The sequence below is a fragment of the Pseudomonas syringae pv. tagetis genome (assembly GCF_022557255.1).
Taxonomy (GTDB): Bacteria; Pseudomonadota; Gammaproteobacteria; order Pseudomonadales; family Pseudomonadaceae; genus Aquipseudomonas; species Aquipseudomonas caricapapayae.
This window is the reverse complement of record NZ_CP092923.1, coordinates 3874269-3887383: the sequence shown is the minus strand read 5'-3', so window position 1 is coordinate 3887383 and position 13115 is coordinate 3874269. Positions and strand designations below refer to the sequence as shown.

Genomic DNA, 13115 nt, shown 5'->3' with positions numbered 1-13115 from the left:
CATCGGTGTTTGCGTTAAGCTGAAAATCAATACCATCGGTAAAGCCGATAAGAGAACGTCATGAGCTATTCGCCAGAAGCGCTGGAAGCCTTTGTTCAGATTGCCGCGCTGGGTTCGTTCAGTGCGGCCGCACGTCGTCTGGGCAAGAGTCAATCGACCATCAGTGAAGCGATTGCCCGACTGGAGATCGATCTCGGGCTGGAGCTGTTCGATCGTTCATCGCGGCAACCGGTGCTGACTGAAGCCGGGAGGGCCATGCTTGGCCGTGTCGACGACCTGCTGTGCGCTTCTGACCGCTTGCGCCGTACGGCCGCGCGGCTTTCGGCAGGGGTTGAACCGCGGTTGACGCTGGTGCTGTCGGATGCCAACCAGTTTGCCGATTTCGAGCGACTGATGACCGAGCTGGATCAGCGCTTTCCGGACCTGGAGATGGAATGCGTATTCGCCGAGCACGGTGATGCAATCAGCCTGGTGCAGTCGGGCAGGGCATCACTGGGGCTGCTGTCGGCGCAAGCGAGCTATCCACCGGAAATCGGTCACGCAACCATCGATGAAAGTGCCGACTTCGGCCTGTTCGTCTCGCATAAGCATCCGCTTGCCGCGCTGGAGCGCGTTGACTATCAACAACTGGCACGTCATCGCGCATTGCGCCTCAATACGCTCGTCGAGCACAGCATTCCCATCGATGATCTTCCTACCAGCGGCCATCGTCATTGGTCGGCGCCCAATTACCTGTTGCTGATGGACATGGCGGCCTTTGGTTTTGGCTGGTCGGCATTGCCACGCTGGCTGGTGTCGCGCTATTCGGGCGGACTGTTGAAGGAACTGAAGGTCTCGGGTTGGCCGCGTCGCTCGGCGGTAGACGTCATCTGGTCATTCCAGCGCAGCCTGGGACCAGCGGGGGCGTGGCTGCTGGAGTCGCTGGTGCCGTTTGCTGGAGAGTGACGGGGCTGGCTTCAGAAACGATATGCAGCAGGCACAGGGTCTGTCGACGTGTTTTGCGCTGTACGGATGGCATGCCCTGCAAGCCCTGCCATTGATGGCAATGAGCATGCTCGCAACCTGACCGATTTGTCGTTATAAAGCACAGACATTCATATGACGGGCAGGGCTTGGGATGACGTTCGACTGGCACTCCGATCCTGTTACACGCGATACCGCCGTGGACAACCGATACCGGAATACGCAGAACGTGAGGCGCTTCATGATCGGACAGTGCGGGCCGTAGTTCAGGTTCGATCGGTCGTTCATGGCATGGATCAAGAATGGCGAGGCTAAAAGCATGGGGCAAGTGGCGGACCAATGGTTGCGTCTGCAGGCATCTGTGCCGGAATAGAACTGATCTCGCGAACTGGAGATGCTTGCTCGGGCGAATGCCTGTCATTCGTCATACTGTCTTGGGAACCACCTCCCACTGTGATTTTGTCGAAAGCCAGCGTTTTTCGAGTTCAAAATGCCATTATTTTTGCAAGCGGGCACTTTTTCTCGTAGCGTGCTCGTGCCGTCCTGTCTGACGGGAAAGCGGCACAACCAAAACCGCAGGTGCCGCCGCCGTGACCCCGACAGATTTACAACATCTCCAGAGCCGGTTATCTGTGCTGGAGCAGGAAAACGCTTCGCTTAAAGAGCGCCTGAGCGTCAGTGGTCGGGAGGCTGAATACGCGCTGGCGCAATCTCAGGAGCGTTATCGTTTTCTGTTCGACGCAATGGATGAAGGCTTTTGCATCATCGAGTTCTTTGACGGCCCGCATGGACCGCTGAGCGATTACATTCACATCGAAGCCAACCCGGCTTATGAGTATCACGCCGGCATTGCCAATGTGGTGGGCAAGAAACTGCGCGAGATGGTACGCGAATAGGCCGATGGCTGGGTCGAGTTCTACGGCAAGGTATTGCGCACCGGAGAGCCGGTACGCTTCGAGCGCGAGTTGGTGGCCACCGGACGCTATCTGGCATTGACGGCATTTCGCATCGAGCCGGCCAGCCGCAGGCAGGTCGCCGTGTTGTTTCAGGACATCACTGAGCGCAAGCGTGCTGAACTGGCGTTGCAGCAACTGAACGAAACGCTGGAGGCGCGCATTGTCGAGGCCGTGGCCGAGCGCAATGTGCTCGCCGATGTCGTCAATGGCACTAACGCGTTCATTCATGTCGTCGACTGCAATTATCGCTGGATGGCCATCAATGGGTCCGCGCTGCGCGAGTTCGAGCGCCTTTTCGGTGTCCGTCCGCAAGTGGGCGACAATATGCTCGACTTGCTGGACAACTGTCCGCAGAGCAAAGCAGGGCTTGAACAGCGCTGGACGCGGGCGTTGTCGGGTGAGGAGTTTGCCGAAAGCGTCAGCTTCAGCGATTCGAAAGATCCGGCCAGCCACTTCGAACTGCGCTACAGCACCTTGCGCAATGCAGAAGGACAGGTCATTGGCGCGTATCTGTTTGCCTACGACGTCAGCGAGCGGTTGCGCGAGCAGCAGCGCCTGACTCAGGCCGAGGAAGCCTTGCGTCAGTCGCAGAAGATGGAGGCTGTCGGCCAGTTGACTGGCGGTATCGCTCACGACTTCAATAACCTGCTTACCGGCATCACTGGCTCGCTGGAACTGCTCAAGACGCGCATGAGCCAGGGTCGTTTCACCGAAATAGATCGCTACATAGATGCAGCCCAGGACGCGTCCAAGCGTGCCGCCTCTCTGACTCACCGCCTGCTGGCGTTTTCACGTAGGCAGACGCTTGACCCCAAGCCGGTAGATATCAACCGGTTGGTCATCGGGGTGGAAGAGCTGATTCGACGTACCGTCGGGCCGCACATCACGCTGGAAGTCGTGACGTCAGTCGGACTGTGGTCAACGTTCATTGATGCCCCGCAACTGGAAAATGCACTGCTGAACCTGTGTATCAACGCGAGGGACGCCATGCCACGAGGCGGGCGAATTACCATCGAGACAGCCAACAGGTGGATCGACGAGCGCGGCTCCCAGAGCCGTGATCTGACACCGGGTCAGTACCTGTCGCTGTGTGTCAGCGACACCGGCACCGGCATGTAGCCCGAGGTCATCAATCGGGCATTCGATCCGTTTTTCACCACCAAGCCACTGGGGCAGGGTACGGGGCTGGGTCTGTCGATGGTGTATGGTTTTGTGCGTCAGTCCGGCGGGCAAGTGCGTATTTACTCGGAACCTGATCAAGGCACGACCATGTGTCTGTACTTGCCGCGTCATTACCTCGGCGCTCCGGAAGAGATCGAGGCGGTCGGGGCTTGCGAATCGGCCCTGGCGCAGACCGAGCGCACAGTAATGATCGTTGACGACGAGCCGACCATTCGAATGCTGGTTGCCGAAGTGCTCGAAGATCAGGGGTACATACCGATCGAGGCTGGCGAGGGCGCGTCGGCGCTCAAGGTGCTGGAGTCCGATGCACGTATTGACCTGCTGGTGACCGATGTCGGTTTGCCGGGCGGCGTGAACGGTCGGCAACTGGCAGATGCCGCGCGCACGATTCGACCCGACCTCAAAGTGCTGTTCATCACCGGTTATGCAGAGAACGCGATCATTGGCAATGGTCACCTGGATCCGGGGATGTGGGTGCTCACCAAGCCGTTCACCATGGAAGCCTTCGCTGGCCGCATCTACGAAATGATCGAACGCGAGGATTGAGCCAATAGCTGTCAGCGGGTCGGCAGTGCCTGGAATTCACCCTTGGACAGGCCTTGCACATCGTTGCCCATGCTGTCGCGGATGTTCAGGTCAGCACCTTTGTCGGTCAACGCCTTGAGCACTTCAGTGCGCTTGAACAGCGCCGCATACATGGCGGCCGTCTGTCCGGCATTGTTGGTCAGATCAGGGCCGCAGTCGGCCTGAACCAAGCGCTTGGCGATGCTCAGTTCGCCCTTGAAAATCGCGCCCATCAGCGCCGTGTTGCCACGATTGTCCTTTGCGCAGGGATCCGCTCCGGCATTTATCAGGCGTTCCACCGAGTCTTCATGGCCGTGATAGGCCGCCAGGATAAGACCGGTGTAACCTTGCTCGTCACGCACATTGAGGTCGTAATGCGCCTCGATGAAGGTGTCCAGCATTGGATTGTTGCCTTCACGGGATGCATCGAAAAACAGCGTGCGCAGTTGACTGGCAGCCTGCTCGGCGGTCAGTTCCGACGGCGGTTTGGTTGTGGTTGTGGGTGGCGTGGCGTGTGCGGCTGCAGCAAACAGCAGCAAGCCATAGACAAGATTCTTCACAGGCATTCTCCTGGCTGGAACCGCCCTGGCGTTCGAAACGCCGGGGCGGGGCATCAGATCATCAGTCTTTGAGGCTTGCGGCTAGCGACTTCACCTTGCTCAGATCACCTTTGGCGACTTCGGTTACCCGAGTGCCGTAATCCGGGTCTGCCTTGTACAGGAACGAAAGCATGATGTTCTTGCTCTCAGTGTCGGTATCAGCCAGTGACTCGCCAAAGCTCTGGACCAGGTCGGTCTTCTCTTTCGGGCTGTAGGAGCGATACAGATCACCTGCCTGCTTGAAGTTCTGCTCACGCGTGATCTTCGCCTGCTGGGTAGTGCCACTGACTGGCAGCTCGCTGTAACGCGCTTTCTCATCAGCCGGACGCGGCTCGAGACGGCTTGGCTCGTAGTTGACGCCACTGGTGGTGTGGCCACTATTCAGAGCACCATCCTGATTGCCATTGTTCACCGCAACTTTAGGCTGGTTGACCGGCAGGCTCAGACCATTCGCGCCCAGGCGATACATCTGGGTGTCGGCGTAGGAGAACACACGGCCTTGCAGCAGACGGTCCTCTGAAGGCTCGATGCCCGGTACCAGATTGGCCGGTGCCATCGCGACCTGTTCGGTTTCCTGGAAGAAGTTGTCGACGTTCTTGTTCAAGACCATCTGGCCGATTTTCTTCTCGGGCACGTCTGGCCAGATCTTGGTAGCGTCCAGCGGGTCAAAGTCGAATTTCGACAGCTCTTCAGGCTTCAGGACCTGAACGTACAAATCCCATTTCGGGAAGTCACCCTTCTTGATAGCGCCGACCAGATCGTTGGTCAGATGGCTGTAGTCCTTGGACTGCACCTGTGCGACTTCTTTCGGATCAAGGTTCTTGATGCCTTGCAGGGTCTTCCAGTGGAACTTGACGTAGTGCACTTCACCTTTGGCATTGACCAGCTTGTAGGCATGCACACCGTTGCCGTCCATAAAGCGATAGCCTGCCGGCGTGCCTTCATTGGAGTACAGCAGCGTCAGCGTACGGGTGGCTTCCGGGACATGCGAGAAGAAGTCGAAGCGACGTGAATCGTTGTCCAGGTTGGTACGCGGGTCGGGCTTGAAGGCGTGGACCATGTCCGGGAACTTGATAGCGTCACGGATGAAAAAGGTCGGGAAGTTGTTGCCTACCAGGTCCCAGTTACCGTCTGCCGTGTAGAACTTGGTGGCGAAGCCGTGAGGATCGCGGAGGGTTTCAGGCGAGTGGTTACCGTGAACCACGGAAGAAAACCGCACGAATACCGGTGTTTTTTCGCCCGATTTGAAAACCGTTGCCTTGCTCAGGTCGCTAATGTCGGCCGATGCAGTGAACTCGCCTTTGACACCTGTACCACGAGCATGAACCACGCGCTCCGGAATACGCTCGCGATCAAAGCGCTGCAGCTTCTGCAGCAGTTGCACGTCTTGCAACAGTACAGGCCCTTGAGCGCCTGCAGTCTGAGAATTCTGATTATCACCGACGACGGCGCCATTGTCGCGGGTCAGGGTGTCGGCTGCAAACGCGGTCGGCACCGTGACGAGACCGACTGCAGTCAGACATACCATGTGTCTGGACCAGTTTAATAACGGCATTTTGAATCCCTCATATTTTTAGTAGGCCGGTTTATCTTAGGCGCGTGAGGGCAGTGCAGTGATTATAAAAATATATCGGGGCGATTGAGATAAATACTGGCGGGGACAGGGAACCGGACAAAATACGTTCATATTTAGTTGGGGTATCTGCCAAGTGCCTAATGACATCATGCCCTGAATGAAACCGTCTAAAATAAATACGCTAGTTTTATAATTATCTGAAAGTAAAGCGTTTTTTATTAGATGTCGGTGTTCATTAAAACACAGCCAGGATTTGGTCATCAGGCTTAATGAAACTCATTATCAATGGTGTCTTGCACGACTCTTGACTTGCGTGTGGTGCGGTATGGGACGATCGTACGACATTCTCAATGTAATACTAAAAGTGGGTGGCTTTTTGATATTATTCTTTTGGGTCATCGTATAAGTTGCAACTAATTAGCTGTGTAGCAAGATGACATTATCGGTGGTCAGGGCGTTGACGCGCTATCATGTGGCCACATCACGTCCATGTACACCCCCGCTTAATGGAGCCCTCGTCTCATGTCCACCATCATGCTGCTACACACCCCGCCGCCGGAGTTCATCCGTAGCCAGATACAGCAGATGGTCGTCGACTACGTAACCGACATCAGCATGGTAGCCATCACACCGGGCAATCCGCTGTACAACCTTTATCAGTACGGCGTTGGTTACGAGGTGCATCTGTACCTGAATGCCATGGACGGTTCGCACAGTCTGGCGGTGGAGCTGATCGTCGCGCTGGACGATGAAGACCCTGAAACCGTCGTGGGGTTTTTACTGTATCTGCCCGTGCAGGATGATCCGCAGGCATGCGCAGTGGCCTACATGGCGGTGCGCGAAAGTCATCGTCGTCAGGGCATTGCACGCTCGATGCTGGATAAAATGGTCGGTCGCTATCCACACGCCGAACTGTATTGCGTGGTCGACAAAGTGCCGTATTTCGAGGCGTCAGGCTTCCAGATACTGGGCGCGCGCGGCCCGCAGGTCATCATGAATACCAGGGATCATGGAACTGATGGCTTGCTTGCCGTTATGGACATAGCACCGATCTATAGCTCGGTTGAAGTGCGTCAGATTCACGCGTACCTGATCAAGCAGCACGGCAAGAGCGCAATGATCGAAGCCGAGAAACAGCGTGACTACCACCTTGACCGGATGACCCGCGATGCCAGGGCGTTCGCCGAACAGCGCCTCGCGAAACATGGCCTGCCAGAAGATGTTGCGCAAACCTTCAGGCTGCACTGACAGCCGTACGGTAAGAATGAGGCTGAACCGATAGAGGGCGTTAGTTGCGCAAGCGTTAGTTGTCAAAGCCATCTATCAAAAAAGTGAAGGGCGTGCTGGAACGATCTAAATGAGGTGAAGTCGTTATGACATCACCGATTTTCGATCAGTCATTCCGCCACGGATGTCACCCCTCATTCAGCAACAGGTAAGCCCCATGAATTTCTTGCGTCAGTCCAAGTTTTCGACCAAGCTTCTTTCGGCATTCATCGTCTGTGCGTTGATTACACTGGCCGTTGGCGGCCTAGGTATGGTGGGCGTTACCCGTCTTGCCAATGCGCTCGAGCTGACCTTTTCCAACAACCTTGTTTCTGTCAGCAACACCAATGAGACACTGACCAGCCTCACCGCGCACAACCGTGGACTGTACCGTTTGCTCGATGCGCAGGACGGTGGTGTGTCTGAGGCCGACAAGGATCGAGTTCGTCAGGCACTGAACGACGATCTGGCTCGCGCTCAGAAAGTGTTCGCGATTTACCGCGCCACGCCTCTGGAAGATGACGAACGTGCTGCCGGTGACCAGCTTGAGCTGATGCTGCCTGGCTACATCGCTGGCGCTCAGCAGGTGGTTGAACTGATGAGGGCTGGTGATTACGAAGCCGCCCGTGCCCGTCTGAACATGCTATCCACTGACGGCTTTACCAAAGTACGCGGCTACCTGCGGACCATGATCGATTCCAACAACCGTCAGATCAAGGAGGGCGCTGCAGCCGCGGCCGACCTCAAGGCCACGTCGGTGCTGATGCTGGAGATTGGCGTTGTGATTGCCTTTCTGGTGGCAATCATGCTGGGCGTGCTGATCACCCGGATGATTACCCGACCGCTGGCTGTCGCGGTAGCCAGTGCTCAGCGCATTGCGGGGGGCGATCTGACCCAGCCCATTGTCTCTGACCGTGGCGACGAGGCCGGGCAACTGCTGGACGCGCTGTCCGACATGCAGACCGGTCTGAAACATACCATTCAACAGATTGCCAGCGCCTCTGACCAGTTGGCCTCTGCTGCCGAAGAACTGAGTGCCGTGACGGATGAAAGCACTCGTGGGCTGACCCGCCAGAACGACGAAATCCAACAGGCTGCGACCGCCGTCAATCAAATGACCGCTGCGGTGGAAGAAGTGGCGCGCAACGCGGTGTCGACGTCCGAGGCGTCCAAGGCTGCGACGGATGATGCCGTCGATGGTCGTGGCCAGGTGGATCATACGGTCAAGGGCATTACCACCATGGTGCATGAGATCACCGAGTCCACTGGCGCTGTTTCGGAGCTGGCCGGCCATGTGCGCGAAATCAGTAAGGTGCTGGACGTCATTCGCAGCATCGCCGAGCAGACCAACCTGCTCGCGTTGAACGCTGCCATCGAAGCCGCGCGTGCCGGTGAACAGGGGCGCGGTTTTGCGGTGGTGGCTGACGAGGTGCGTGCCCTGGCGCACCGCACTCAGGCGTCGACCGTGGAAATCGAAGGCATGATCAGTACTGTGCAGTCCGGTGCCGATGGCGCTGTTGCTGCGATGGGCAAGAGCCTGTCACTGGCCACCAATACTCAGGAGCTGGCACTGCGCGCCGGTGCAGCGCTGGAGAAGATCACACTTGGTGTAGCCACCATCAACGAACGTAATCTGGTTATTGCCTCGGCTTCCGAAGAGCAGGCCCAGGTTGCCCGCGAGGTGGATCGCAATCTGCTCAACATTCAGGACCTTTCGACCCAGAGCGCTGCAGGTGCCAACCAGACCAGTGCGTCCAGTCAGGAACTGTCGCGACTGGCCACCTCATTCAATTCGCTGGTCGCCAACTTCAAGCTGTAAGTCGTTTCACCAGGGCAGTGCCGGACGCTGCTCCCGTCTTATCAGTGCGGTTTGCGCCGCAAGGGGAGCCGCCTCTAGGCGCACATTGTTGGTGCTCCGGGTCAGTGCTCTGGCTATTAAATTCCGCTCAGGTATGAAAAAGGCGTTGCGTCCAACCGGGTTATTTCGCGCATCATAGGCGGACTCAGCCCGAGAGAGACTCTTCATGCCTGTTATTTTCAACACCCTGCGCCTGTCGCTCCCGAGAGTATGCTTATCATTTGTGGCGGTGCTGTGTTCCGGGATACTTGCCAGTGCTGCGCTGGCAAGTGACGAAACGCAACTGGTCGAATCCCTCAACGCCTACCGTGGTCAGGCGCAACGTTGTGGCGAACAGGTGTCCATGGAACTGCCACCGCTGACCAGCGACGCACGTCTGGTACTGCCCGCCAGTGGCAACCTGGACCTGCAGCAGGCGCTGACGCGTGCCTCTTACCCGATGGTCACCGTGCAGGCGATCAGCCTCTCCGGCCCGAGTGACGCCGACTCGGCGCTGAAAGCCGTACTGGAGAGCTTCTGTCGCGTAGTGCTGGACCCGCAATTCGTCGATATCGGGGTTAGCCGGGAAGGGCGAGACTGGCGCATTGTACTGGCACGTTCTCTGGTGGCCTCACGCCTCGGCGATTGGCAGGCAGAAGGGCAAAAGATTCTGGAAATGGTCAACAATGCCCGCACCCAGGCGCGTCAATGTGGTACGCAATCCTTTGCTGCTACGACGCCATTGGCCTGGAACCTTGTGCTGGGCACGGCTGCACAACACCATTCGCGAGCGATGGCCAATCAGAACTTTTTCGACCACAAGGATCGCGACGGCCGCACGCCGGGCGACAGGGCCGAACTGGCAGGGTATGCAGGCCAGCAGGTCGGCGAGAACATTGCTGCGGGCCAGGACAGTGCGCGCAAGGTCGTGGACGGCTGGCTGGTGAGTCCGGGGCACTGCGCCAACCTCATGAGCCCTGATTTTCGCGAAATGGGAGCAGCCTACGCGATGGACCCCAAAAGTGACGCAGGGATTTACTGGACAGCGATGTTCGGCACACAGCAGTAGCGCTCTGCCTTGAACGCTGTCAGTTAAAAGCGGAAGGCCTGACGGCCGATGAGCAGCCATTGGCCATTCTGCTTTTGCCAGATCTGGAAGTTCTCGATTTCGGTCGGCACAACCTTGCCGCCGTTCACCGCTTGTGCCGAGAAGTGATTGCGTACCAGCGCGACGTCGCCGGACAGGGTGATCTTCTGATTGAGCATCTTCAGGTCATTGAACGCGCTCTTGCCGGTTTCGATGTCGGCGATGAAGGCTTTTTTGTCCTGGATGTTACCGCTGGAGTGCCCATACGTGAGGTTGTCGGCGGTCAGCGCCTCGAGTTGCGCTATATCCTTGTGCCACATGGCTTGTGTCAGCTTATCGACCGCGCTGGCAACGTCAGCTTCGTCGGAGGTCGCGGCTGCGACATAACCGGTGAACAGGCACATAAAGGCCATTAGCAGTGTCAGCTTTTTCATGTTTATCCCTTTTCTTGTCGTTATTGAAGGTAAGCAGGATTGTGCAGACGAAATGATTCATCTGTCGTCGTACAACTTAGATCAGGGCGGGCCATTCGACAAGAGGAGATGCCGGGAAGCGTACTTCCCGGCGAAGGTGCTTAAACGCGAAACTGCTTGGTAAGACGGTTAAGGCCAGAAGCCAGTGTCGACAGCTCGGCAGTGGCAATGGCGGTCTGATTCGACCCCTCCGATGTCTGGCTGGACAGATCACGAATGCTCACCAGACTCCTGTCCACCTCGCGAGCCACCTGTGCCTGCTCTTCGGCGGCGGTAGCGATCATCAGGTTGCGTTCATTGATCTGGCTGATGGATTCGGTGATATCGAGCAGCGCCTTGCCAGCGCCATTGGCCATTTCCAGCGTCTTGTGCGCCTGAAAGCTGGTCTGCTCCATGGCTGTGACGGCATTGCCAGTGCCGGTTTGAATCGAGCTGACCATCTGCTCGATTTCGCGGGTCGATTGCTGGGTACGATGCGCCAGAGCCCGGACTTCGTCCGCGACCACCGCAAAGCCTCGTCCGGCTTCGCCTGCGCGGGCAGCTTCGATGGCCGCGTTGAGTGCCAGCAGGTTGGTCTGTTCTGCAATGGCGCGGATCACGTCCAGCACCTTGCTGATGTCGGTTGCCATGACGGCTAGGCCTTGTACCTCGGTGGAGGTTATCTGCACCTTGGACACCATCAGGTTGATTGCCGTGACGGTTTCATCGACTTGCGCACGTCCGGCCATGGCCGCCGTGCTCGATTGAGAGGTCACCTGCGAGGCCGATGCGGCGTTGCTGGCCACTTCCTCTACCGCCGCGCTCATCTGGTTGACGGCCGTGGCTGCCATCTCGATCTCGTTGCTCTGACGCTGAATGGTGCGCGATGCGTCTTCGGTGACTGCGTGCATCTCCTCGGACGTCGCGGCCAGTTGGGTTGAAGAGTCACCGATCAGTGTCAGGGCGCTGCGCAGGTTGGTTTGCATCAACGCCAGTGCTGCGATCAGTCTCGCTGCTTCATCACTGCCGTCTTGTGGAATGTCTTTGCTCAGGTCATTGGCCGCAATGCGTTGCGCAATGTTCAGTGATTCACCGATCGGCCCGGTCAGGCTGCGGGTATACATCCAGGCCAGCAGCAGCGTCGCAATTACACCGGCTGCGATAAAGATACTCACCATCCACAAGGTTTGCTGGTAGGCAGACTCGGCTTGATCACCCGCTTTTTCTGCCTTGTTGTCATTGATGCCAATGAGTTTCTTCAGTGTATTTTCGACCTGATCCGCCGCACTTTTCATTTCGCCGTTGGAGATGGCGACGGCTGCCTCAAGATTGCCAGCAGCGACAGAGGCCAGATAACGATCCTGAGCAGTCTGATAGTCAGAATTGGCTTTGCTGAGTTCGTCGAACGCCTGACGTCCTTGAGGCGTAACGATCAGCTTGCTGAGCGCGTCCGAAAAACCGGCAATCAACGCACGGGACTGTTGAATGTCGCTGAGCGCTTTGGTCCTGCGTTCTTGGGGCTCGAGGGGGTTTCGCAGGCGGGCGTTATTGCCCCTGATGCCTACAAATTCCCTGTCCAGAGAGCCGAGCAGTTTTACGCTGGGCAGGACATTGGTTTCGATGAATTTTTCTGCGGTATTGAGCTGTGCGGCCTGACGCAGGGCCAGCAAGCCCAGAGCGACGATCATCAGGCAGAAAATACCGAAACATAAAGCCGAACGCGGGGCGAGGTTGAGTTTGCGCAGGATCATTGTTGTTTCTCCGAAGTAGGCAACAAGCTATCGCCTGTCTCCGGGTTTTCTTGATGACCTGTCCGTTTTCAGAGTTCGATTTCGAATCAGTTTTTTCAGAGAAATGGTAAGAAAATATTTCAAGACCTGACGGGGGGAGGTGAGTGGCGTGTAAAAGGGCTACCTGCCGCAGCCCCATCGAATCACCGCGCTTCCATACCCAGCATGAAGGTATCGACTGCTCGCTTGACCATTTTTTGAATCTGCTCGACACCCAGGCGCTCGGGGGCTTGCTGATAGAGACGGATGTCGGTTTCCGCAGTCAGCAAGGAGGTCAACTGCAGCGCTGCAATATGCGGATCGGTTTTGCGCAGCTGGCCGCGCTGCATGGCCGCAGTCATCAGTGTGGTGACGGTTTGCAGGCATTCCCGAGGGCCCGAATCGTAGAACATCATGCCGATGTCGGAGTGCCCGGATTCGGCTACCACCATGCGGTACACCGCCAACGCACTGTCATCATTGATGAGTACCATCAACATTCGCTCCCCGAAGCGGGTGAACAGCGTTCTGAGGTCTATTTCCGTATCGGTGCCTGTGTCGTCATAGGTCGCCAGTTCTGAAACAGCCTCGGCCAGATGGGCGGTTGCAAGCCGGTTGACCACTGCGATGAACAGTTCTTCCTTGGACGGAAAATAACTGTAGATCGTCGCCTTGGAGCCGCCCATTCGTTTGGTGACTTCATTCATCGACGCGCGCTCGTAGCCCATTTCGAGGAAGACGCTTGCTGCGGCATCAATGATGGCTTCGCGGCGTGCTTCAGTACGCACCTTCATTTATATGCTCAATCCTTTAGTGAACCGTGTAGTACAGGTAATGCAGAATTCTCTAGACTGGAACTGAACC

Annotated in this window: 9 protein-coding genes and 3 pseudogenes; 7 read left to right on the top strand and 5 right to left on the bottom strand. The window is 57.1% G+C overall.

The genetic code is table 11. From position 1 onward, the window contains the following. Positions 1-60: 60 nt before the first annotated feature. The 3 genes and pseudogenes from MME58_RS17180 (at position 61) to MME58_RS17170 (ending at position 3647) form a co-directional block, all read left to right on the top strand. Complete coding sequence (locus MME58_RS17180; protein WP_055005412.1) at positions 61-945, top strand: LysR family transcriptional regulator; 885 nt, start codon at positions 61-63, stop codon at positions 943-945. A gap of 172 nt (positions 946-1117) precedes the next feature. Next, positions 1118-1336 (top strand): annotated as a pseudogene (locus MME58_RS17175) (DUF6434 domain-containing protein). Between the two features lie 217 nt (positions 1337-1553). Then, positions 1554-3647 (top strand): annotated as a pseudogene (locus MME58_RS17170) (hybrid sensor histidine kinase/response regulator). Positions 3648-3658: 11 nt separating this feature from the next. Here the strand turns inward: MME58_RS17170 and MME58_RS17165 are convergent. Next, complete coding sequence (locus MME58_RS17165; protein ID WP_055005411.1) at positions 3659-4225, bottom strand: ankyrin repeat domain-containing protein; 567 nt, start codon at positions 4223-4225, stop codon at positions 3659-3661. A gap of 61 nt (positions 4226-4286) precedes the next feature. After that, positions 4287-5792 carry a catalase KatB gene (katB, locus tag MME58_RS17160; RefSeq protein WP_054985318.1) on the bottom strand — a complete coding sequence of 502 codons (1506 nt, stop codon included), beginning with the start codon at positions 5790-5792 and terminating at the stop codon, positions 4287-4289. Between the two features lie 570 nt (positions 5793-6362). On the opposite strand from katB, the gene MME58_RS17155 reads away from it, so the two are divergent. The 4 genes and pseudogenes from MME58_RS17155 (at position 6363) to MME58_RS17145 (ending at position 10012) form a co-directional block, all read left to right on the top strand. Then, the gene (locus tag MME58_RS17155; protein WP_055005410.1) at positions 6363-7088 is read left to right on the top strand and encodes a GNAT family N-acetyltransferase; all 726 of its coding nucleotides are present in this window, start codon (positions 6363-6365) and stop codon (positions 7086-7088) included. 163 nt (positions 7089-7251) lie between these two features. Beyond that, a pseudogene (locus MME58_RS27870) lies at positions 7252-8019 on the top strand (MCP four helix bundle domain-containing protein); the annotation flags it as partial. A 42-nt stretch (positions 8020-8061) separates the two neighbouring features. After that, positions 8062-8925, top strand: a complete 864-nt coding sequence (locus tag MME58_RS27865) for a methyl-accepting chemotaxis protein (protein WP_411741119.1) — start codon at positions 8062-8064, stop codon at positions 8923-8925. Positions 8926-9130: 205 nt separating this feature from the next. Further along, positions 9131-10012, top strand: coding sequence for a CAP domain-containing protein (locus tag MME58_RS17145; protein WP_054985315.1), 882 nt, complete (start codon positions 9131-9133; stop codon positions 10010-10012). Between the two features lie 23 nt (positions 10013-10035). On the opposite strand, the gene MME58_RS17140 is transcribed toward MME58_RS17145, so the two are convergent. From MME58_RS17140 to MME58_RS17130, 3 genes are all read right to left on the bottom strand, one after another. Continuing rightward, positions 10036-10464: a nuclear transport factor 2 family protein gene (locus tag MME58_RS17140; protein WP_055005408.1), complete on the bottom strand. Its 429-nt coding sequence runs from the start codon at positions 10462-10464 to the stop codon at positions 10036-10038. Positions 10465-10604: 140 nt separating this feature from the next. Then, positions 10605-12233, bottom strand: a complete 1629-nt coding sequence (locus MME58_RS17135) for a methyl-accepting chemotaxis protein (protein ID WP_054985313.1) — start codon at positions 12231-12233, stop codon at positions 10605-10607. 182 nt (positions 12234-12415) lie between these two features. Further along, the gene (locus MME58_RS17130; protein WP_054985312.1) at positions 12416-13045 is read right to left on the bottom strand and encodes a TetR/AcrR family transcriptional regulator; all 630 of its coding nucleotides are present in this window, start codon (positions 13043-13045) and stop codon (positions 12416-12418) included. Positions 13046-13115: the final 70 nt, after the last annotated feature.

What these genes read in the sequence shown, in the direction of transcription:
- MME58_RS17180 (WP_055005412.1), top strand. Translation starts at nt 61, where the DNA reads ATGAGCTATTCGCCAGAAGCGCTGGAAGCCTTTGTTCAGATTGCCGCG.
- MME58_RS17130 (WP_054985312.1), bottom strand. Translation starts at nt 13,045, where the DNA reads ATGAAGGTGCGTACTGAAGCACGCCGCGAAGCCATCATTGATGCCGCA.
- MME58_RS17140 (WP_055005408.1), bottom strand. Translation starts at nt 10,464, where the DNA reads ATGAAAAAGCTGACACTGCTAATGGCCTTTATGTGCCTGTTCACCGGT.
- MME58_RS17155 (WP_055005410.1), top strand. Translation starts at nt 6,363, where the DNA reads ATGTCCACCATCATGCTGCTACACACCCCGCCGCCGGAGTTCATCCGT.
- MME58_RS17145 (WP_054985315.1), top strand. Translation starts at nt 9,131, where the DNA reads ATGCCTGTTATTTTCAACACCCTGCGCCTGTCGCTCCCGAGAGTATGC.
- MME58_RS17135 (WP_054985313.1), bottom strand. Translation starts at nt 12,233, where the DNA reads ATGATCCTGCGCAAACTCAACCTCGCCCCGCGTTCGGCTTTATGTTTC.
- MME58_RS27865 (WP_411741119.1), top strand. Translation starts at nt 8,062, where the DNA reads ATGCAGACCGGTCTGAAACATACCATTCAACAGATTGCCAGCGCCTCT.
- katB (WP_054985318.1), bottom strand. Translation starts at nt 5,792, where the DNA reads ATGGTATGTCTGACTGCAGTCGGTCTCGTCACGGTGCCGACCGCGTTT.